General features: G+C 40.5%; 20 protein-coding genes and 4 tRNA genes. 13 read left to right on the plus strand and 11 right to left on the minus strand.

Features of this window, described 5'->3' with window-relative positions; genetic code table 11:
- Positions 1–30: 30 nt before the first annotated feature.
- Both asd and rsgA read right to left on the minus strand, forming a co-directional pair.
- Positions 31–939, minus strand: coding sequence for an archaetidylserine decarboxylase (gene asd / locus ACHSBP_RS21495; protein WP_105170994.1), 909 nt, complete (start codon positions 937–939; stop codon positions 31–33).
- 54 nt (positions 940–993) lie between these two features.
- Positions 994–2,049, minus strand: coding sequence for a small ribosomal subunit biogenesis GTPase RsgA (gene rsgA / locus ACHSBP_RS21500; protein WP_010561088.1), 1,056 nt, complete (start codon positions 2,047–2,049; stop codon positions 994–996).
- Positions 2,050–2,160: 111 nt separating this feature from the next.
- On the opposite strand from rsgA, the gene orn reads away from it, so the two are divergent.
- The 5 genes from orn to ACHSBP_RS21525 all read left to right on the plus strand — a co-directional run bounded on the left by orn (position 2,161) and on the right by ACHSBP_RS21525 (position 3,364).
- On the plus strand, positions 2,161–2,706 hold the full coding sequence (gene orn / locus ACHSBP_RS21505; RefSeq protein WP_010561087.1) for an oligoribonuclease: 546 nt from the start codon (positions 2,161–2,163) through the stop codon (positions 2,704–2,706).
- Positions 2,707–2,876: 170 nt separating this feature from the next.
- Positions 2,877–2,952: transfer RNA gene (locus tag ACHSBP_RS21510), tRNA-Gly, on the plus strand.
- 54 nt (positions 2,953–3,006) lie between these two features.
- Positions 3,007–3,082 (plus strand) — tRNA-Gly (locus tag ACHSBP_RS21515).
- 105 nt (positions 3,083–3,187) lie between these two features.
- Positions 3,188–3,263, plus strand: a tRNA-Gly gene (locus tag ACHSBP_RS21520).
- A 25-nt stretch (positions 3,264–3,288) separates the two neighbouring features.
- A tRNA-Gly gene (locus ACHSBP_RS21525) sits at positions 3,289–3,364 on the plus strand.
- Positions 3,365–3,669: 305 nt separating this feature from the next.
- Here the strand turns inward: ACHSBP_RS21525 and ACHSBP_RS21530 are convergent.
- Positions 3,670–4,569 carry a phosphoribulokinase gene (locus ACHSBP_RS21530; RefSeq protein ID WP_010561086.1) on the minus strand — a complete coding sequence of 300 codons (900 nt, stop codon included), beginning with the start codon at positions 4,567–4,569 and terminating at the stop codon, positions 3,670–3,672.
- A 124-nt stretch (positions 4,570–4,693) separates the two neighbouring features.
- Here ACHSBP_RS21530 and ACHSBP_RS21535 point away from each other — a divergent pair, with 124 nt between their 5' ends.
- Positions 4,694–5,575: a hypothetical protein gene (locus ACHSBP_RS21535; RefSeq protein ID WP_010561085.1), complete on the plus strand. Its 882-nt coding sequence runs from the start codon at positions 4,694–4,696 to the stop codon at positions 5,573–5,575.
- A gap of 23 nt (positions 5,576–5,598) precedes the next feature.
- Here the strand turns inward: ACHSBP_RS21535 and ACHSBP_RS21540 are convergent, their stop codons facing one another.
- The 5 genes from ACHSBP_RS21540 to ACHSBP_RS21560 all read right to left on the minus strand — a co-directional run bounded on the left by ACHSBP_RS21540 (position 5,599) and on the right by ACHSBP_RS21560 (position 9,212).
- Positions 5,599–6,273 (minus strand): hypothetical protein, encoded by a 675-nt coding sequence (locus ACHSBP_RS21540; RefSeq protein WP_010561084.1) that lies wholly within the window; start codon positions 6,271–6,273, stop codon positions 5,599–5,601.
- 114 nt (positions 6,274–6,387) lie between these two features.
- Complete coding sequence (locus ACHSBP_RS21545) at positions 6,388–7,737, minus strand: FAD-binding oxidoreductase (protein WP_010561083.1); 1,350 nt, start codon at positions 7,735–7,737, stop codon at positions 6,388–6,390.
- A complete protein-coding gene (locus ACHSBP_RS21550; protein ID WP_010561082.1) occupies positions 7,734–8,294 on the minus strand; it encodes a GNAT family N-acetyltransferase in 561 nt (186 codons plus the stop codon). Before ACHSBP_RS21550 ends, ACHSBP_RS21545 begins: the two co-directional genes overlap by 4 nt.
- Positions 8,287–8,628, minus strand: coding sequence for a DUF2750 domain-containing protein (locus ACHSBP_RS21555; protein ID WP_010561081.1), 342 nt, complete (start codon positions 8,626–8,628; stop codon positions 8,287–8,289). The genes ACHSBP_RS21550 and ACHSBP_RS21555 overlap by 8 nt, the downstream gene beginning before the upstream one ends.
- Positions 8,629–8,633: 5 nt before the next feature.
- Positions 8,634–9,212 carry a glutathione S-transferase family protein gene (locus tag ACHSBP_RS21560; protein ID WP_010561080.1) on the minus strand — a complete coding sequence of 193 codons (579 nt, stop codon included), beginning with the start codon at positions 9,210–9,212 and terminating at the stop codon, positions 8,634–8,636.
- Between the two features lie 96 nt (positions 9,213–9,308).
- On the opposite strand from ACHSBP_RS21560, the gene ACHSBP_RS21565 reads away from it, so the two are divergent.
- Complete coding sequence (locus ACHSBP_RS21565; protein WP_010561079.1) at positions 9,309–9,803, plus strand: GNAT family N-acetyltransferase; 495 nt, start codon at positions 9,309–9,311, stop codon at positions 9,801–9,803.
- Positions 9,804–10,130: 327 nt separating this feature from the next.
- On the opposite strand, the gene ACHSBP_RS21570 is transcribed toward ACHSBP_RS21565, so the two are convergent.
- Positions 10,131–10,985 (minus strand): collagenase, encoded by an 855-nt coding sequence (locus ACHSBP_RS21570; protein ID WP_395390395.1) that lies wholly within the window; start codon positions 10,983–10,985, stop codon positions 10,131–10,133.
- A gap of 249 nt (positions 10,986–11,234) precedes the next feature.
- Positions 11,235–11,741 carry a hypothetical protein gene (locus ACHSBP_RS21575; protein WP_010561077.1) on the minus strand — a complete coding sequence of 169 codons (507 nt, stop codon included), beginning with the start codon at positions 11,739–11,741 and terminating at the stop codon, positions 11,235–11,237.
- Positions 11,742–11,939: 198 nt separating this feature from the next.
- On the opposite strand from ACHSBP_RS21575, the gene ACHSBP_RS21580 reads away from it, so the two are divergent.
- From ACHSBP_RS21580 to ACHSBP_RS21590, 3 genes are all read left to right on the plus strand, one after another.
- Positions 11,940–13,760, plus strand: coding sequence for a sodium:proton antiporter (locus tag ACHSBP_RS21580; protein WP_010561076.1), 1,821 nt, complete (start codon positions 11,940–11,942; stop codon positions 13,758–13,760).
- A gap of 19 nt (positions 13,761–13,779) precedes the next feature.
- Positions 13,780–14,508 carry an ABC transporter substrate-binding protein gene (locus ACHSBP_RS21585; RefSeq protein WP_010561075.1) on the plus strand — a complete coding sequence of 243 codons (729 nt, stop codon included), beginning with the start codon at positions 13,780–13,782 and terminating at the stop codon, positions 14,506–14,508.
- A 383-nt stretch (positions 14,509–14,891) separates the two neighbouring features.
- Positions 14,892–17,483: a hypothetical protein gene (locus tag ACHSBP_RS21590; RefSeq protein ID WP_395390396.1), complete on the plus strand. Its 2,592-nt coding sequence runs from the start codon at positions 14,892–14,894 to the stop codon at positions 17,481–17,483.
- Positions 17,484–17,580: 97 nt separating this feature from the next.
- Here ACHSBP_RS21590 and ACHSBP_RS21595 read toward each other — a convergent pair whose 3' ends face one another.
- Positions 17,581–18,087 (minus strand): hypothetical protein, encoded by a 507-nt coding sequence (locus ACHSBP_RS21595; protein WP_010561073.1) that lies wholly within the window; start codon positions 18,085–18,087, stop codon positions 17,581–17,583.
- Between the two features lie 93 nt (positions 18,088–18,180).
- Between ACHSBP_RS21595 and ACHSBP_RS21600 the strand changes: the two genes are divergently transcribed.
- Genes ACHSBP_RS21600 through ACHSBP_RS21610 form a run of 3 tightly spaced genes read left to right on the plus strand, consistent with a single transcriptional unit; the run spans position 18,181 to position 21,476 of the window.
- Positions 18,181–18,384: a DUF1289 domain-containing protein gene (locus ACHSBP_RS21600; protein WP_010561072.1), complete on the plus strand. Its 204-nt coding sequence runs from the start codon at positions 18,181–18,183 to the stop codon at positions 18,382–18,384.
- Positions 18,356–20,308, plus strand: a complete 1,953-nt coding sequence (locus tag ACHSBP_RS21605; RefSeq protein ID WP_395390397.1) for an ATP-binding protein — start codon at positions 18,356–18,358, stop codon at positions 20,306–20,308. Before ACHSBP_RS21600 ends, ACHSBP_RS21605 begins: the two co-directional genes overlap by 29 nt.
- 46 nt (positions 20,309–20,354) lie before the next feature.
- On the plus strand, positions 20,355–21,476 hold the full coding sequence (locus ACHSBP_RS21610) for a PleD family two-component system response regulator (protein ID WP_100912627.1): 1,122 nt from the start codon (positions 20,355–20,357) through the stop codon (positions 21,474–21,476).
- Positions 21,477–21,532: the final 56 nt, after the last annotated feature.

Consider the following 21,532-nt stretch of genomic DNA (forward strand, 5'->3'; position numbering starts at 1 on the left):
GGTTGCTCCCTTTTTTGACTTTAATACTGATTAATCTTCAGTAGGGGTTTCAGCTGGTTCGCTTTGCTCTTCTTTATTTTTGATTTTCGCAAATGGCGTACCCATGCGCGTTACTGTGCCTGCAACTTCACCATCAAGGAAATCTGCTACTTCAGAACCCCACGCTAAAATAACGGTAGAGCCCAATTTAAAGCGGCCCATTTCATCACCTTTATTTAAAATAAGTTGATTGTGGCCGTTTTCAGGGTAATCCCATGTGAATACGTCTTTACCTGCTGGTGGTGTTACTGTGCCAGCCCAAATAGTTTCGATGCTAGCTACAATGGTTGCACCCACTAATACCATAGCAAGAGGGCCAATCTCAGTATCAAAAATAGCAACTACACGCTCATTGCGTGAGAACAAGTTTGGTACATTTTCAGCGGTAAGTGGGTTTACCGAGAATAAATCACCCGGTACATACACCATTTTGCGCAGTTTACCGCCAATTGGCATATGAATGCGGTGGTAGTCTTTTGGTGCTAAGTAAATCGTTGCAAATTTACCGCCTTGAAACGGCGCTGCTACATTTTCATCCCCGCCAAGTAATTCTTGTAAGCTAAAGTCGTGGCCTTTTGCTTGAATCAAACGATCATCAACTACGTCACCAAGTTGCGAAATTTTACCGTCTACAGGGTGAGCGATAATGTCTTTATCTTCCGCGATTGGGCGCAAGCCGTCTTTTAATGGACGAGTGAAAAATTCGTTAAAGGTTTTATAGTGAGCCGGATCTTCGTATTTGGCTTCGCTCATATCTATGCCGTACTGCTTAATAAAGCCTTTAATTAAGCTGGTGGTTAGTTTGCCTGCTTGTGCTGCTGCTAATTTACCCACTAAGCGAGATATAAGGTGTTTTGGCATGGCGTACTGCGCGCCAATTTTGAATTTATCTAAACTCACGAGGTCGTATCCCTAAAAAATTTTTCGTATTTTACATCAAGTTGTTGAATGACTCTATACTCTTGGATTGCGAGCACCTGCTCGACCATCTTCCATTGATTCTAAAATGCGATGGTAGCTATCAAAGCGTAATTCGCTGATTTTACCTTCGTCAACGGCTTCACGGATAATGCAACCAGGGTCATCAAGGTGTTTGCAGTCTCTAAACTTGCAGCCACCAATAAACTCACGGAACTCTTTAAAGCACCAGGTAACGCGATCATTTTCTAAATGCCATAAGCCAAACTCTCGAATTCCAGGTGAGTCGATTAAATCACCACCCGAGGCTAAATGATGCAGTGTTGAAACCGTTGTAGTGTGCTGACCTAAGCCTGAAACTTCAGATACTTCTTGGGTTAAGATATTCGCGTCGGGTAATAGGCTGTTCACTAATGTGGACTTACCAACACCTGACTGGCCAACAAAAATGCTGCTTTTATCTTTTAATAACGCTTTAAGTTCTTCGACGCCTTGGCCTGTTTTATTACTAATGAAATAAACTTGGTAGCCAATATCGCGATAAATATCGAGCACTTCATCTAAGTACTCAATGCCTTCATCATCGAGTAAGTCGACTTTGTTAAGCACTAAAATTGGCTCTATTCCCATATCTTCGCAGGCAACTAAGTAGCGGTCGATGATGTTGGGAGTAAATTCCGGTAATACGGCCGATACCATTAAAATTTGGTCAATATTGGCGGCAACTACTTTTACACCGTCGTAAAAGTCAGGGCGCGTAAGCTGGCTGGTGCGTTCTTCAACAAGTTCAATTACCCCTGCTAAATCACCTTCGCTTACTTTTGCTGGACGAAAAATAACGTTGTCACCGCAAACAAGGCTTTTAATCGTACGGCGAATATTACAGCGTAGGATCTCGCCGTCAGCTGTTTCAATATCAGCATGTTGACCAAAGCGGCTGATCACTCTGGCGTTTTGTTGCGGACCAAGATTATCGCTTTGCCAAGATTGCTCTTCAGTCTGCTGATTGCCTTTAGCCTGCTTTAAACGCTTTTGATGGTTTGCGCTAATTCTGCGAGATTGACCTTTGCTGAGTTTTTTCCGTTTTGCCACTTTTAGCCTATAACTTAAATAACACTTAAAAAAAGCGTTTTATCTATTGAAGAAGCATAATATGATATATCCAAATTCATTAAATCGAAAGGAAAGCACCGCTAGGTAGTTATGGCTTTTCATGAATCTAATTTAATTTGGCTTGATTTGGAAATGACCGGATTAGAGCCAAGCCAAGATCGCATCTTAGAAATTGCTACAGTAGTAACAGACTCTGAGCTTAATGTTTTAGCTGAAGGCCCTGTAATTGCAGTCCATCAGTCAGACGAAGTACTGGCCGGTATGGACGAGTGGTGCACCAATCAACACGGTAACTCGGGTTTAACTGAACGTGTTCGCAAAAGTAAGCACAGCGAAGAAATGGCAATTCGCGAAACCATCGCATTTCTCGAAAAGTGGGTGCCAAAAGGTGTTTCGCCAATGTGTGGTAACTCAATTGGACAAGATCGACGCTTTTTAAACGTGTATATGCGCGAATTGGAAGATTACTTTCATTACCGCAACATTGACGTTAGCTCAATTAAAGAGCTAGTAAGACGTTGGTCGCCAGACATGCTTAACCTTGTTAAAAAGCAAGGCACACACTTAGCGCTTGATGATATTCGTGAATCAATCGCTGAATTACGTGTTTATCGCCAAAATATCTTCAAAATTTAAAAAATTTTAGCTTTGCTGCTTGCAAAGCTAAATTCTTTATGTAAAATCACGCCCCGCTTAGACGATAAAAGACTTTAAGCATTGGTATGCGAGTACAGTTCAGCTGCTCGAGGTGATAGGTGCGACTAAGGTTGCGCTAACGCTAAGTTAAAAAACGGTTGGTATGGAATGCGAGTATAGCTCAGCTGGTAGAGCGCGACCTTGCCAAGGTCGAGGTCACGAGTTCGAACCTCGTTACTCGCTCCAAATACAATAGGTTAAAACAACCAGAACGTTTTAATCTTATATCTGCATGATTATGCGAGTATAGCTCAGCTGGTAGAGCGCGACCTTGCCAAGGTCGAGGTCACGAGTTCGAACCTCGTTACTCGCTCCAATCATTCAAAAATGCATTATGTAGTACGAGTATAGTTAAGCTGCTCGAGGTGATAGGCGCGACAAGTCGCGCTATAACCAAGTTAAAAAACGGTTTACATGGAATGCGAGTATAGCTCAGCTGGTAGAGCGCGACCTTGCCAAGGTCGAGGTCACGAGTTCGAACCTCGTTACTCGCTCCAATTATTCAAAAATGCATTATGTGACGCGAGTATAGCTCAGCTGGTAGAGCGCGACCTTGCCAAGGTCGAGGTCACGAGTTCGAACCTCGTTACTCGCTCCAACTCTTCTTCAAGTAAATCCCGATAAGTTAACCGCCAAGGTCGAACTTTTAATATTAAGAGTTCTAACCACGTTACTAGCTCCAATTCTTCTTCAAGTGAATTCAGATAAGTTAATTGCTAAGCACTAAATTTCTAACTTTATTTTAGTTTTTTTAGAAATTAGATAAAAAGATTTCAGAATTCAGAAAAACAATCTGAAACTTTCTTTAGAAATCTCAAATCTCAAATCTCAAATCTCAAATCTCAAATCTCAAATCTCAAATCTCAAATCTCAAATCTCAAATCTCAAATCTCAAATCTAGTTTTAAATTGGCAATGAGTTTTGTCTTAAGTCTTGAAGGGCACGCTTTTTATTGATGATATCCTCTATGAGAGGTCGCAGTATCAGCTCCATTGCTAAGCCCATCTTTCCGCCTGGTACCACCATGGTATTCATACGTGACATAAACGCACCATTGATCATTTGCAAATAGTACGGAAAATCTACATCACCAATACCGCGAAAACGAATAACCACAAAGCTTTCATCAAGTGATGGGATATCTTTTGCGCTAAATGGGTTTGATGTATCAACCGTTGGCACACGTTGAAAGTTAATATGGGTGCGAGAAAACTGTGGTGTAATATGGTTAATATAATCATCCATAGAACGCACGATAGAGCCCATTACAGCCTCATGTGAATGGCCTCGGTCTTGTGTATCGCGAATAAGTTTTTGGATCCATTCAAGGTTAATAATAGGAACCATGCCGATTAGCAAATCAACATGGCGTGCAACATCAACATCGTTGTCTACTGCGCCGCCATGTAATCCTTCATAGAATAAAATATCAGTGTCATTTTCAAGGTCTTGCCACGGCGTAAATGTGCCGGGTAACTGGTTGTAAGGAACAGCTTCGTCAAAGGTATGCAAATAGCGACGGCTTTTACCCGAACCAGTATTGCCGTAGTCAGTAAATAACTGTTCTAACGATGCAAGATCGTTGGCTTCTGTACCAAAATAGCTAATATGCTTGCCTTCTTGATGCGCTTCGCGAATACGCTTATCCATTTCAGGGCGTGTATAGCGGTGAAAGCTATCTCCCTCAACAAATGCCGCATTAATATTTAAGCTGCGGAAGATGTGTTTAATTGCATTGGTTGATGTGGTCGTTCCTGCACCGGATGAACCTGTGATTGCAATAATGGGGTGTTTGGCTGACATAGAGCACACTATTTTTAGTTGTTTATGTGTTTATATCTGGGCGGCAGTGATTGGTCAAGTTTGTCTTTATTACAATAGCTGTGATATTAATGGAAAAAATACGCATAATAGTTTGAAAATAATAATGAAAAAAACCGTGATCTTTGCTTTGTTGGCATCTGCATGTAGCACTGTTTTTGCTAGTAATACGGCATCGAGTTTACCTAATACCGATGTGTTTTTAGTTAAATTCAACAACAATAAACTCGTTAGCGCTAAAAATATCTCTAACCGTCTTGGATACGATAATCAACCTAACTTTATTGATGGTGGTTTGCTTTATACCGCAGGGCTACAGTCTGGTGAATCGTGGCAAACAGATGTAATGCATTACGATTTCAAAACCAAACAAACAACGAATTTAACCAACACCAAAGTTAGTGAATATTCGCCAACAAAAGTGCCAAATGAAGACAGCTTTTCAGTTATTTTAGAAGGACATGATGGTAGCCAAGAATTGTGGCAATACGGTTTAAATAAGCCAAAGCCTGCCAAATTATTACGCAAGGAAGTAGGCAAAATTGGCTATCACGCTTGGGGAAGAAATTACGATTTAATTACCTTTGTGCTTGGAGAGCCACATTCCCTTTATTTTGGTAATACACAAAAACAAACTGGTAAACCTGTTGCTGGCAATATAGGTCGCACTTTAGCGTTTAATCAAACGCTAAATGTGTATTCGTTTAGCCAATATAAAAATAATCAGCAGTGGGTTACGTTATTTAGTAGCGAAGATCATTCATTTAAACCTGTATTACAGTTGCCCGAAGGTGTTGATTATTATGCATGGCAAGGTGATGATGCGCTGATTTATGGTAAAGAAAATGTAATTTATCGTTGGTCATTAAACAGTGCTAAAAAGCCAGCTAAATGGCTTGATTTAAGTGCACACTGCGAGCATAAAATTACCCGACTAAAATATCAAAAAGAAACTGAGTTATTGGCTTTTGTTTGTGATAGAAGTTAGTTTTTGGGGTTAAAAATAAAAGCCTAGTGCCTATCACAAAAGCGTTGCCATGAAATACTGCCTGGCAGCGCTCTCACACCACGGATAATCTGCCACAATAATTTGCTGTTTTCGAATTCAGAGTGTGCGTAGTCCTTAAACCCCATTAAATAATTAAATGCATCTTTGCTACCAGCTTGAATGGATGAAATGCGAATTTGTGCTTCAAAGTTCAATCGAAACGAGCTTATTGCCGCTTTTCTGCCATCTAAATCAATATTTGGAATATGGCATTTTTGCAAGTAACCCGCGCGTTCACCTTCACCAGAGAACCATATGCGCACTTTTTCACTGTAACGGCCTGACTTAGCAGGCAAGTCGAACATTAAGCGTTGCTGCCCTTGTTGCTTTAAAAAGTGAAGGTAGTCTAAAAAACCATGCTCAATAAGCATAGGGTGCACAGGAATACGACGTGGTTTTATTTTGTTATTGGTATGAAAGTCAAAAAAGTAATGACCATCTTGCTTCGTTACATTATCCAGTGTGAGTTGACCAATTTCGTCACTAAATGTGCCAGTGTAATAACTTATTAATGGCAGCCAAAAGTGCCAATGCTTAGCTTGCTCTCGCGGCATTTTGTGGTCGCCATAAATATACCCTTTGAATAAGGTATGAATTTCCATATTAGTAAACGGGCGGCGGCCTAAATGGGTTTTCACTGAATATCCAATAAATGAATGAGTTAGCAACTATTTTAGCAAATATTGGTGGAATAACTAGAGCTTAGGTTGTTACTAAGTGAAATCGTTAAATAATGCGCATAAGCGCACCATTTAATAAAAGCGGTCTTTCACTTGTGCATATTGATAATAAGCAAACTGTCCTAACCGTCTAAAATGCGGAAAAGGTAAGTAGGGTAGAGGTGTGTTGTAAAGAGGTAAGTTTGGTACTGTTTTACCTGCTACCATTTGTGCCATGCGATAGCCTGCCTGTGCACTAAACGACACGCCTGCACCACAATAACCTAGTATAAAGCCAAGCTTACCGTCAAAATTAATATGCGGCATATCATCGAGAGCAGCAGCAATAAAACCATTCCAGTAATAATCATGCTCGATATTAGCAAGGCTTGGAAAACAATCGCTTAGGCCCTTTTTTAAGTTGGCTAAATACACCGATTTATTTTGATGTTTGGCATAAACAGCCCCGCGACCACCGAATAACAGCCGGTTGTCTGGCAATAATCGGTAATAGTATTTTAGTGTTCGCGTGTCCATACATACTTGGTTGGTTTGCAGGCCTGATTCTGCTAATTGTTTTGCTGTAAGTGGCTTAGAGACAAATATACTGCTTAAAATAGGCAGATATCGGTTGTTAATAGCCTTATGTGTTAGTTTGCTATTATATGCGTTGCCCGCGATAACTAATTTATTGCAGCTTAGTTGGCAGCCATTAACGGATAACTGAAAGCCACTTGCTGTTTCCGTTATATTTTCAACTAACGCGTTTTCAAACAGGGTGACACCGCTCTCAAGCATAGCAGTACGATAGCCAAGTAATAACTTTAATGGATTCACACCAAAACTATCGCTGTAGCGCAGTGCGCCATAGGCTTGTTGATTTTTCATGTAGTGCGCACTGAGCTCGTCTTGGCTCAGCCATTGGCAAGGCGGTGTGCTTGAACTTTGCAAGTGTGTTTGAATATATTCAGCTTGGGCATTTAAGGTTTGCAGTGCATTTTGATTGTGTGCAATTTTTAAATAACCGTTTTCTTGTTTATCACATGCAATATCATGTTTTGCAATAAGTTGCTCTACGCGATTTACAGCATCACTGAATTCGGCATAAATCCCTTTGCTAACATCCACTCCCCACTTCTCGGTCATTTGAGGGTAGCTTAGGCGACCTGAGCCTTTAAGCACAAAACCTGCATTTCGCGCACTGGCACCAAAACCTACCTGATTTGCTTCAAGTACGCATACATCTAAGTGATGTTCAGTTGCTAAATGATATGCAGTTAAAAGTCCTGAATAACCGCCGCCAATTATTGCAACATCAAACTGCTGTTGACTGGTGACGCTTGATTTAGCCGTTGGCAAATCAATAGTGCTGGCCCAATAACTAGGGGCAAAGGCTTGTCCTTGGCAGTGGGGATGTTGTAGCGGATCGTATAATTGGCTCATGCAAATTCAATCGCCATTTCTGCCGCACTGCAGTAGCAAGGTACGCCGCAAATAGTGCAGTGATAATTCTCTTCAATGCTGTAGTTATACCAGCGGTTTTTGTGCTCTTTAATCAATTTTCCGCCGGCATTAGTAAAATATTTTACCGCACCATTGCCTGGGCTTTGCTGCCATAAGTGGCCAATACCCGCTTTTGCACCTTGTTCCTTAAGCGCTTCGATTGATGCACTTAATAGCTTAGGGCCAATGCCTTTACCCTGTTGATTAGGATCAACGGCAATGCATTTAAAGTACGCCATTTTATCTTGTTGGCAAGGCCATAAAGACGGGCTGCACCATTCATCAAGTGGCCATTGATTGGCTGCATAACTTAAGCGCAGGCCCACGACGTTATCATCTTCTAATGCAATAAAGTTGGCATTGATACCATTTTTGTTAGCCTTGTTTTGCATTTCCATTAAGTTTGCTAAATCAAGGTAGTTGTCGCCGTGAACTAAGTTAGCAAGCGCAATCGCTTGCTGATAATACTGTTCACCAAGAGGGATAACTTTAATCATTTGAAAGTGCTTCAAGCAATGAATCGGCTTCTAGCTCAATTGCGATTTGTTCGTCACTTAAGTCTAAACCAATAAGTAACTCATCTTCTTTAAGGTGCGGTAACAAATCTAAAACATCATCATAATTGATTTCGATAACATTAAAGTGTTGCCACTCGCCTTGACACTGTTGTTGCGCAATTTCTGATGATGACCAAATTAATAGTGCATCGCGCTCATCATTAAATTCTGATTGCGCGATTAGTAAACCACTTTCACTTGATAGCACAAATGCTTGTTGTGACTGTTTTAACTGGTTTACAAAGTCATCAATGCGTTCTAAATGTTCGCTCATAGTGTCTAATCTCTTGGTGCTGTTTCTATGTTCGAAGCACGATTTTTATGTTCTGAATGGAATACTTGAAGCGCACTATAGCAAGTCAAATCGGTTAAGTTTCTGAAGATAATCCAATCTAGTAAGCAAAATAGTGATATAGCAACGTAGTTATAATCGCTAAATGTACCTTGTTCTGCGGCATCATTTAACACTGATAAAACACCGTTTATACGCTCACGTTGTAAATTGAAAAACAGTTTGTCGTCATTGGTGTCGAATTCCGAGCGCTGACAAATTAAAAGCTCAACCAAAGAATCGTTCGCAGAGTTAATTAGGGTTAGTGTATTTTCTTGGTTCCAGCTTAACGGGGTGAAATCTAATTTTTGGGCCAAGTAACGGTAAATAACGTTTGAATCAAAAATCACCTGCTCACCGTCAAGTAACATAGGAATTTTTCGCGTTGGGTTGAGTTTAACTAAGGTTTCTCGGTCTTTCTCGGCAAAAATATTAAGGTTTAAAAAGTGTAATTCAATATCTTTTTCGATAGCCAATGCGCGAAGGCGGCGTACATAAGGGGAGGTTAGCGAACCATAAAGTTGCATAAGTAGCTCTCGCTTAATATGAAATTTAGTTATTTATATCAGGTCTTGGCGAGTGATACTATGGCTTGGCAGTGACAATTTTATTTAGAACTAAAAATGAAAACGCGTATAGCAAAACAAATCGATTTACCCGCAATAGTCGACATTTATAACCAAACGATAGACAGTCGAATGGTAACCGCGGATACCGAACCACAATCAGTGGCAAGTAAACAAGCATGGTTTGATAGCCATACTGACACTCGGCCAATTTATGTTGTTGAAGATAATGAACAGGTGGTTGCATGGTTAAGCTTTAAGTCGTTTTACGGTCGCCCGGCATATAATGGTACTGTTGAAATTGCCATTTATGTTGACAGCAATCAGCGCGGTAAGCAGATTGGGCAAACGTTATTGCAGTTTGCAGAGTCTCTTTCACCTAAGCTTCAAATCAAAAGTTTGTTGGCATTTATTTTTAGCCACAATACACCCAGCATGCGACTTTTTATTAAAAATGATTTTGCCGTTTGGGGTGAGTTGCCAAATGTGGCAAAAATGGATGATAAAGAATACAGTTTAACGATTTTAGGTAAGCGAGTAGGCGAAAATTAAGTTTAAAAAAGGCTTTAATATTTAACATTAAAGCCTTTGCTAGGGTCTGTTGAACTTTGCTGTTCTATTTTTGTTCTGCTTGAGCGTGCTTTTATCGCGGCGCTCGATATGTGGCCTAGCAATCTAAGCGAATATCGAGCAACAATGAGAAAAGTGCGCTCAAAAGAACCATTCGGCAGCGCTTGATTGGGTTTTCTACTGTGTTATCGGCTGACTTACATAGAATAACTATGCCACGCAGCCTCTGCCTTGTATAAAACCCAATCAAACTGCTGCAAAAACGAACTTGAAAGGTCAACAGACCCTAGGTATAGCTTAGATAAGTTACTATTTAAGCTCTGCAAGCCATTGGCTAAAATCATTATCCATTGATTTACCCCATTGTTTTACCAACGCTTGGTAGCGGGTGTATTGACCTTTGCGCGTTAGTGCCAGCATTTGTTCAACTTTGTCGCGCTGTTTTTCCATCATATAGCGCGATGCTAAATAACCCCAAACATAAACGCGTTCCGAGCCGCCATTTTGCTCATAACTGGTGTTAAATAGTTCACTTAGATGAATGATTTGTTTTTTTGCTGCTTTTACTGCACGTTCGTTATCTTTACCTTTTGCGATGTACTCAGCAATACCTTCACTCCACCACACTAAGTGAGGTAATAACGGTGCTGGTTTTGGGCAGTATTCTGGGCCCGAATGAGAGTCATGTAGGTTAGCGCAAAAGTCACCAAACATATTAAAGCGGCCATCCAGATAATGCACATATTCATGGCTTAAATTCCAAATCTGACCTTTCTTTTGGTAAGCGACGAATTCAGCTGAGTTATTGGGTAAATGCGGTAAACCTTCCAGGTACATGCCGCCATTATCGCTTGGAACATCAAAGTGTTCAGTTACATACTGCACATAGGCATCGCGATCTTGATAAATATTGGCTCGCAAGCGGTGATTATTATCATTCGCTACAGGTTTACCTTTAGTATTAAAAACACTATGAAAACGAGCTTCTTGCGCTGACAGCATTTTACATGCAGCGTTTTCTTGTTCTTTGCTGAGCGCTTGATGACGCAGTACGATGGTATTACTGCAATTTTTAACATTGACCAAAACGTCGTCCACACTGGGTGTAGCTGCACAGGCATAAGTTGTAAATAAAAAGCTGGATAACAGCGTTAATCTTTTCATTGGTATATTGTATTCAATTTCAAATTAAAATGATTACAACAAATTAATTTACATTGGTCAATCAAGTGTTTTCCAAAGGTGCTCTTGCGTATGTTTTTCTCATTGTTGGCTAGGTGAATGTCAATTAGGGGCGTGAGAAGGATATACAGGGTTACTTGATATTCGCATAGATTGCTTAGCCACATATTGAATGCTGCAACAAAAACGCTCAATAGAGAGCAAGAATAGAATTGTAACGATCAACAGCCCCTAGGGGTAAAGTTGGGTTAAACCAGATTGGCCTTGCATATCGCCAATAATCCAAACTTGCTCAAATGGGTGCGGGGTTGGCATAGCAAAATGATGTTGCAGGGCTTGAATATCGTCATTGCGCCAAAATGGATTTGCGTTGCGGATCACCAGCCACACGCGTTTAGAATCATAATGTTTTAATGCTTTGTTAGCTAAAATGCGCTGCAGAGCTTTTGTTAAACGAGTTTCTATTGGTTCGAGTAGAAGCGCTTTTAGGTTGTCTTTGGTTTCGCTGCTGAGTTCGCGGTGCAGAATTGCCATTGCCTCTTTCTCGCTACCGTAAAGGTGGGCAATTTCAATATCGAGCTTATCTTCGCCTTGGTAACAGCTTACATCAGGTTTACTCGGTTGGTTATGCCAAATATGGCGCATGGGTAAGCTAAATTGTTTTTCAAATAGGCGTAAAAAGAGCTTGGCTGCTTGATGCTCTAGTTCAATTTTTTCTTTATCGCTGGCGCTTAACATGAAATATTTGGCTGAAAATACGGCTAAAATCGTTGCGATTACTGTAGCGTGAGAGTGTTTTAGAATGCAAGTGGTGGTGTGTGAAACAAACGTTAATACACTTGATTTGAAATAAAATTTTATTGTGAAAAAAGCTATAGAATTAATTATCCAAGATATACTATTGTAATATTCAATTTATAAATTTGTGAATTCTCAATGTCAGCGGTATATATTGCACTGGTTGCTTTGTTTTCAGTAGCAGCGCAGTGGTTAGCATGGATTTTTAAAGTACCAGCTATTTTATTCCTACTTGTTACCGGTCTTTTATTAGGGCCTGGTTTTAATGTAATTGACCCAGATGCGTTATTTGGTGACTTACTGTTTCCGATAATCTCCTTAGCTGTTGCCGTTATTTTATTTGAAGGTGCACTTACCCTCCATTTTAGAGAATTAAAAGGGCTCGAAAAAGTCGTGCGCAACCTGTGCTCCATCGGTATGTTGGCATCGTTTGTGGTGATCGGCTGTGCTGGGTATTTTGTGTTAGGTCTCGATTGGCGTGTGGCTGCTGTACTTGGCGCAGTGTTAGTTGTAACCGGCCCAACGGTTATCGCACCTTTATTAAATGCGATGAGGCCGCATAAAGACATTGATAAAGTATTACGTTGGGAAGGCATTGTAATTGATCCTATAGGTGCTTTATTCGCCGTATTAGTATTCGAAGCAGTTATGCTGACAGGCCAAGAAAGTATTTTTAACCACACACTTGGCGCGTTGTTTATGACATTAGTGGTGGGGTTATCACTGGGTCTCTTTGCCGGTTGGTTTACAAGTTTATTAATTCGCCGTCAATGGCTACCGTATGAATTGCATAAATTTGGTATTTTAGCATTGGTATTAGCAACCTTCAGTGTTTCAAATTACCTGAGCCACGAATCGGGATTACTTGCTGTAACCGTTTTTGGTATTTGGCTGGCGAATCAAGATGACTTAGAAATTGATGCTGTGCTTGAATTTAAAGAAGATTTATCAATGATCTTAATTTCAAGCTTGTTTATTTTACTCGCAGCGCGATTACATGTAGACGATATTAAACAACTTGGTGCTAATGTTCTTATTTTTATGGCATTTGTGTTGTTTGTGGCACGTCCGCTGTCGATTTTGTTATCAACATTTGGGTCAGACCTTAATTATCGCGCCCGTGCATTACTTAGCTGGATTGCTCCCCGTGGTATTGTTGCTGCCGCGGTAGGTTCTGTATTTGCGCTTAGTATGGTTAAGGCCGGTGTGCCTACTTCTGAGAAGTTAGTACCGCTTATCTTTACCGTTATTATTGTGACGGTTGTTTTGCAAAGTTTAACTGCTGTGCCACTTACCAAGTTGTTAAAGCTGCGCCAGCCTGAACCAGCAACAGTACTGATTATTGGTGCAAACCATGTGGCACGCGAAGTGGCAAGGGGCCTCAAAGATATCGGTGTGAGTGTTTACCTTTCAGATCCTGCATGGGAAAACTGCAAAATGGCGCGCATGGATGGTTTCCCTTGTTATTACGGTAACCCGCAATCAGAGCATGCTGAGCGTTATTTGCCGTTAACTGACATTAGTAAAGTGCTAGGCTTATCGCCAAACCGCCTTTACAACGCATTAGGTATTCAACATTTCGCACATTTAATCGGTGAGGATAAAGTATTTTCATTGAAATCATCTGATGTGCACGCGAAAGCAAACAAAGACAGTGCGACTTTCTTGTCGCGCCAGAATTTATTTGCACAAGATGCTACGTTTGCGCGTCTTTCCGGCATGATAGCGAAAGGAGGTAAAGTCAGTGCAACACGCATTGCTGACGCATTTACTTGGGAAGATTATTTGGAAGTAAATAAAGACGCAATTCCGTTGTTTATTTGGCGTCAGCAAAAATTTATCGAACCAGTGCAAATTGGCGGTGAACAAAAACCGGAGGAGGGCGACTCTGTTATTGCACTTCAGCCGCCGAAAATGTCTATTTTAAAAGAGTCGCAAGCTAACCAAGCGGCAACATAAAGCAAGGAGCTACTCGCTAGTGCGTTCAATTGCGGCAGTATTACTTTTACTATTTTGTTATGAACTGAAAGCCTCTGATGAGGTTTCGTTGGCGGTTGTCACTGAAGAGTGGCGACCATTTAATTATACCGACGATAACGGCATTATCGTTGGCCGCTCAACAACAAAAGTAAGAGCAATACTCGATAGCTTGGGATACAAATATGATATTCGAAGCTACCCTTGGACGCGTGCCATGAGGATGGCTGAAAACGATGAAAATACACTTATCTATTCGATTTTTAGAACGCCAGAGCGAGAGCATAAATACCAATGGGCATGTCCGCTTATGGCTCCGGTGAAAGTGTATTTCTTTCACCTTGCAACACGTGATGATATTAACGTTACGTCACTTGACGATGCAAAAAACTACGTTATTTCAGTAGGGCGAAATGCACGTAGCCATGAAACCTTACTCGAAAAAGGTTTTATTGAAGGGCAACATTTGGATGTGTCAGCCGATCCTAGCGCCGAATTAAGAAAGTTTCTTGCAGGGCGAGTGGATTTTTTGGTGCAATCTGAATGGGAAATGTCTGAATCGTTAAAGGGAGTTGAGCGGCAATATACAGACGTTGTGCGAAGCCTCGAAGTAGCAAATGTAAGTGATCGTTCAGCCTGCATCGCCTTCAGTAAAAAAACCGACAAAGAAATTGTTAATCGCGTACAGGTAGCACTTGAACAGTACAATAAAAAATTCGGTCTTGAGTAGCGTAATTGTGACAAATCATCAGCTCCCTTTGATATTGTTTTTAGTTAAGTCAACGACAACTGTTAATTCGTAAATCCTCCTTTATTTTTTGTATAACCAAGCGTTCTAAAAAGCTTTTATTGTTTAATTTGAACTATTCATGGGTTATATACCTGAACTTAAATCAAAAATATTGCTTTAATTCGATAAATTAGCGAACGGATATATTGGCAATAATGCGTGAAATGCGTAAGCTTATAACAAGTCGTTAATTTGGTTAAAGTTTGGTTACATAGTCGATGGGTAAAGTTAGAGTTTTATTACTTTCTATTGTGTTATTTTGTGCATTTTTTTCGTCAGAAAGTAATGCCAATTCAGCTGCTTGTATATTGCTGAAACAACAAATGAGCAATTATCAGCATAGCAAAACCCACCCAACCTATCGCCGAGCTCAGCGTGACTACGAACGCCTGTGTAATCAACCTGAAGTAGTTGAAGATAAAGCAACAGAAAGCGCAAAAACGCAACAAACGATTTTAAGCGAAGAAGAAAAGCGTTTAGCACAAGAGCGATTTGAAGCGATTGAAGCTAAGCAGCAAGAACAACAAACTGTTGAAACCAAAGAAGATGCTAGTGATGATTTAACTAACAACGGAGAAGTAACCAATAGTAACGAACAGCAGACCGTTGAAATTGACTCAAAAACGCAAAGCGAAGTAAAAGAAACGCCTAAAGCTCAACCTGCTGCGCCAGTTAAAAGAGCACCTGTCACCTGGCAAAATGATATTCCAGTAGAAGAATCGAGCTTATTAGAAGCGATGATGCTGCCGATTATTTTATTGCTTGTTGTGTTGGTTGCCATATTTGTCTACGTGAAATTTGTGCGTTCACGCATGGACGAAATTAAAGAGAAAGCCAAAGAAAAAGCCCAAGAAATGTCAAAAGACATTGCTGCAATGGGCTCAAAAGTTGCTGAAAAGAAAAAGAACAAGTTACCAAAAGGCGCACTCGACCCAGATTTATACTTCCGTCGTCAACGTGTTGAAGTAACACTCGCAAATGGTCAGGAAGTAGTATTAGACAGTGTTATAGCATCGCAATATGGCATTTTCGTTGTACTGCCGCAAAAGCAGCGCGGCGCAATTATCGGTAGCGCAACCTTACCAGAGTGGAAAGAGCAAGTTGGGGAAGAACTTATTGGTTTTGAGAGCCCATTACAAGTAGTGAATCAATGCTGTCACGCCGTTGCGCAGATTTTAGGATTAAATGATGAAATAGAGCCGATTGTCGCGTTTAACGATATGGCGGTATTTAAATCACAATTTCCAATTGTAGTGATGCATAAAAAGCAAGTGAATCCATACATTCTAGGCTTTAAAGAGCTGAGATTTAGCGACCAGCAAGTTGACGAATGGATGGCGTTGATTGATAGCCACAACGAAGCGAAGCGAGAAGAGAAAAAACGCGCTGAAGAGCGTCAACGCGAAGAGAATATGACTCGTCACAATGAGCCTAAATTTGATACTTCAGCGCCATCGCCAGCGGAAGTTGCCGAACAAGAAATGCAAGAAAAGCAGCAAGAAACGGTTTACCCAGAACCTGGCTCATATGAAAACTCAGTGTCTGAAATTACGCCGGATAATCAGGATATTCATCGTGCAGAAGAGACAGACAAACCCGCGGTTGACCATATTGCTGAGCTTGATGCAATTCTCAATAAAGCAAAACAGTTTACTGAAAAGTTAGACGATATTAGCAGTGCAACTCCGAAAACTAGCGATGATGAAACGCAACCTCCGACACTAAGCGTACAGGACGCAGAGCTATTAAATAATGAAACTGAACAGCCAAGCGCAACCTCAGACGAAAGTAGTTTAGAGTCAGAGGAAAACGATTTATCTAATGACTTTACGCCTGATACCAATGCAGAATTCAAAAAAACAACGCAATCATTTTCATCTGATGACTCATTCGATATGCCATTTAACGAAGCCACTACGCAGCAGGCCGGTGCATCAGGTTTGGATAATGATGACTCAACTAAAAATACGTTAGATAACGACCTAATGGATGACAGTGCAGCGCTTACTCACTCCAACGCGTTACAGGAAGAATTAGGTCAATCTGAAGTTCAATCTCAAGATGATGATAGCTTATTGCCACCAGATAGCAGTGAACCCGCTACGGCATACACTGACCCTGATTATTTTAAGTCAGCTGATGACGATGCGCCTGAAAATATGGTTCCTCATTCTGAGTTTAAACGCCGTGCGGCAAAACGAGCAGTTGATGACGGTATGTTTGATTATTTAAATCACTACGACAAATCAGCAGAAAACGACGAGCAATCAGATGGTGAATATTCGCTTGAAGAAGAGTTGGCGCAAAGCCTTGCTGCGGGTAAGGGATTTTTGTCGGGGTTAGAGCAAAAGGATAATTCTCTTGATGAAGAGCCAAAATTACCAGCGCGCGACGATGCGGATATGTTAGCTCAAGTTGAAACCAAATTAGATCAAGAGATGGCTAATTTATCAGCTGATAACGATCTTCATGAGCAGTCTGACACAAGCTTACAACAAGATCTTAATGATTTTGATATCAATTCACTAGAGCAAGACCTAGTTGATAATCAGCCGACTATCAGTGATAGCGTTGAAAGTACAGAGAATGATAGCAGCGATGTGAATCAAGGCGGTTGGCGTGCAATTAAAGCGCAAATGAATGAGCAATCTGACGAGCAGATTTTACCGCCTTCAGTAGAAAGTGAAGCGCAAGATGAACAGCCTAAATCAAGCTGGCGTGCGTTAAAAGAACAAGTAAATGATGAAATTGACGATGAATTTAACAAGACTGATCAAGACAGCGAAGCTGATAAAGATGACAGTGAAAAATCGTCACCATTTTCTAACTTACAGCTCGATCCTGATTGGGCGCCTAAGCCACCACCGGAAAAGGTGTTTAAAACAAAACCTGAAGACGACCCTGATAATAATTAATCAATAAAAAATGGTCAGCAATTGCTGACCATTTTTTTATTTTACTTGAATTAGCATCACTAATATTTAGTGATATTAACGCAAGATACAACAATCCTTATTCACATTGCTCTACAAGCGAACGTAGGTGCTGCCCTAAATCTTGTGTTTTTGTTTTACCATTCGCTACTAACTCAGAGGCTTGCTGTTGAATTTCAGCAACATCGTACTGCGATAACATATGCTTTACGTAAGTTAATACATCGCCACCTTGGCGGATAAGATCTGGCAGGCTTTCGAGAGAAAGCTCTTGTTCAGATAGGTTTGACAGTGTTTCAATGAATTGAGATAAATCCATCGAATCTTGCAATGCACCTTCTACCTCAACTAATGCGCCCATGGGGTCTGCATCTAGCTTACCAGCAACACATGCTGCAACTGAGCCTGCCTCGGAGCCTTGTTTAACGGCTTCAATGCCTTGAGCACGGATCGCTTCAATTACTTCTTGTAACTCTTGGTGCTCTGCAAAATATTGACGTTCCAACGCCTTCTTAGGATCTTCTGCAAGATCACAGGCTGTTAAAGTGGTGGCGAAAGTCGTCGCTAGTAACAGTGCTTTTTTCATGATTTCTCCGCAATTATTCGCGTTATTTACAGCGAGTATATCGCAATGTTCTAAACTATAAGTAAGCAAAAATATGAAAATAAACTAAATTTTATGCCGCAACAAACCGTTAAAAGTCCGTGTGTTGAAAATTGTTGCTTAAATGAGGATGACGTATGTTTAGGGTGTTTTCGTACGTTAGAAGAGATTTTATCTTGGTCGAGTATGAGTTTATCGCAAAAGCGAACTACGCTTAATTTATGTCAACAGCGAAAACAGCAAAAACAACATGCAAAAAAGGATTTTAATTCTAGATAACTCAAGTGTTTTGGCAATGCGCTTAAAAGTTTTACTGGAGTTATTGACGTGCCAAGTAGACCTACATCATTACAGCGACTTTGAACCTAGTAGCGAACCCACATTTTATGAAGCAATTGTTTTTGCCTCAGGCGTCCCCGAGAAATTAGTACTGCAAACCCAGCAGTTATATGGTGATGTGCATGTGTTTTTATTGGCCCCTAATGTAGAGGGAAGCAAACTCAGTGATAGTTTTACAAAACTGGTTAATGCACTGCCTCGCGCCTTGGTAATTCACCCATTTTATAACAATAAGGAAGTTATAGGCCTACTTGAAGAAGGGTTAGCGATAGGTGCCGCTAATCTTGATATTAAATTACCTAAAATTTTATTGGTTGACGATAACGAAAGTCGCCTAAGTCGCTTAGAGTCGAGCTTAAAAGGCGCACATTTTGATGTTATCACCGCTGATAATGAATTCTCAGCAATTGGGCGTGCAGCGCTACACCAAATTGATTTACTTGTAAGTGATTTTAATATGGGAGATCTCTCTGGCATAGATATATTTAGGCAAATAAAATCTATCAACCAAGATTGTCGCTGCATACTCATCACATCAAAGCCACACCAAAGTGCGTTAATCGAAGCGGTGCGGTTAGGAGTGGATGATGTACTTGAAAAACCACTTGATGAAAGTGTGTTGTTACAAGCAATCTATAAGCTTTGGCACAATGAACAGCTGGAGCAAAGCAACCAAGAGCTGGTATCTCGGCTACAAGATACCGTTGATGCACTTATCGAAAAAGATAGTTTATTGCGTGTTATCTATAAAAATACACCAGATGCGATTGCTATTTTTAGCAACGACGGCGCGATTTTAGAGGCGAACGATGCGTTTTTAAGTTTATTTGCCCGAGAGCAAGATGAAATTCATGACTTATCATTTTTTGAATTGCTAGACAGCACTATTTCAAATGAAATAAAAAACAATATTGCCAGCTACCAAACTCAGTTTAATTTTGAGTTTGTAGTGACGACGGCAAAAGATGACATAGTGCCGTTTTCAGGCTCATTTAGTGAGATTGACGTACATGGTGAGCCATCGACAGCGGTTATTTTAAAAAATATTGCTCATCTTAAGCGCAAACAGCAACTACTAGAAGAAGCAAAGCAATTACTTGAAGAAAAAGTAAATATTCGTACCCAGGAGCTTGAGGCCGCGAAAAACCAAGCTGAGTTTGCTAACAAAAGTAAGTCGGAATTTTTAGCGAATATGTCTCATGAGTTGCGAACGCCAATGCATTCAATTTTGAGCTTTTCTCAATTTGGTTTGGATAAACTCAATAGCGAACCAATTCCTAAAGATAAACTGCACAAATACCTTTCTCGTATCGAAAGTTCAGGACAGCGACTTCTGTCTTTGTTAAACAATTTACTCGACCTATCTAAATTAGATGCGGGTAAGTTTCCGTTTAATCCCAGTAAGCATAATTTGAATCAATTAGTGCGAACTAGCATCGACGATATGTCGGGCGCACTATTGGCAAAAACAATAAATGTGCATTTTGTGCCTGAAAAAGATCCGTTTTTTGTTGATTGCGATTGTGACCAAATCGCGCAAGTGATCCGTAACTTACTTGGCAACGCCATTAAATTTAGCGATGAACACAGTGAAATTGAAGTCGTCATAGACCATCACAATGAAACGGTCCAGTTGGCTGTACGAGATAGTGGACTAGGTATACCAGATGAAGAGCTAGAAACAATATTTAACAAGTTTGAACAAAGTAGTAAAACCAATCGTGGGGCAGGTGGTACAGGGCTTGGTCTAGCGATTTGTAAAGAGTTTATCGATTTACACCACGGCCGTATTTGGGCCGAAAATAACTTTGAGAAAGGTGCAAGTGTATTTGTTAGTTTGCCAGTTTCTAATACTTTTGACTAAGCTAAATCTAGTTCAGTATAAATTAATGGAAAACAAGGAGTAAGTCATGAATTCAAACACAGTACTTGCTGTTGATGACGAACCGTTTAATTTGGAAATAATCGAGGAAATACTGGAAGATCATTACGATCTGCATTGTGTAGCAAGCGGTCCCGAATGCCTAGAGGTAGTTCAAAAAATCAACCCAAGCGTTATTTTGCTAGACGTAAGCATGCCCGATATGGATGGTTATGAGGTGTGTCGGCGCCTAAAAGAAAATCCTGAAACATCTAATATTACCGTGATGTTTGTCTCAGCTAGAGGCTCTGTTGAAGAGCGCATCGAAGGCTACAATGTTGGTGCTGAAGATTATATTGTGAAGCCGTTTGGCCAACAAGAATTACAAGGCAAATTAGACACTTTGTTTAAGGTAGTCGAAAACAAACGTATGCTCGAACAACAGCTACAAGATGCTACTGACACTGCGTTTAATGCAATGGCTAATAGTAGTGAAATGGGCAGCATAGTGCAGTACGTGGAGCAAATCGGTAAAATTGATGAGAAAGAAGAGCTTGCACAAGCTCTCATAAATTGTATGCGTGGTTTTGGTCTTAAAACGAGCATCGAGTTTCGCACCAAAAACAATCGTTCGCATTATAGTTCGGAAGGCATTTGCTCACCTATGGTGGTTGAGTTATTCGAACTGCTGCAAAATAAAGGGCGTTTATATGAGTTTATGCCGAGAATCTTAGTAAATTACCCAAGGGTTAGTTTACTCATTATGAATCTGCCAAATGATGACCCTGAAAAACTGGGCCGTATTCGCGATAATATTTGTTTTGTTGTTGGCGTAACAGAGCATCAGCTCGACGCCATTTTAACCCGCAAACAATTAAGCAACCAAACTCTCAAATTGCGGCAAGCATTTTCTATGGTTCGCGATAAATTTGAAGATTTAGTGGGTGTACTTAATCTAAGCCATGAAATGAATGAGGCGATTTTTAGAGAATTACAGGAGGAGTTTGAAGATCGGATTCCACTGATGGGCCTAGATGAAGATCAGGAGCAGTATATTTATAAAAAAGTGGATGACACTATTCAAAAATCAGTTGCACGAGAGGATTTATTGCAAGATATAACGCGTGCCTTTACTGAGCTTGAAAATGATTTAAGTGTTATGCTGAAATAAGTGCTTTCTATTTCCATATTAGTCATTTAATTCTGGTTTGAGTAAGGAATAGTAAA

The sequence above is a fragment of the Pseudoalteromonas sp. XMcav1-K genome, assembly GCF_044005875.1.
Taxonomy (GTDB): domain Bacteria; phylum Pseudomonadota; class Gammaproteobacteria; order Enterobacterales; family Alteromonadaceae; genus Pseudoalteromonas; species Pseudoalteromonas spongiae.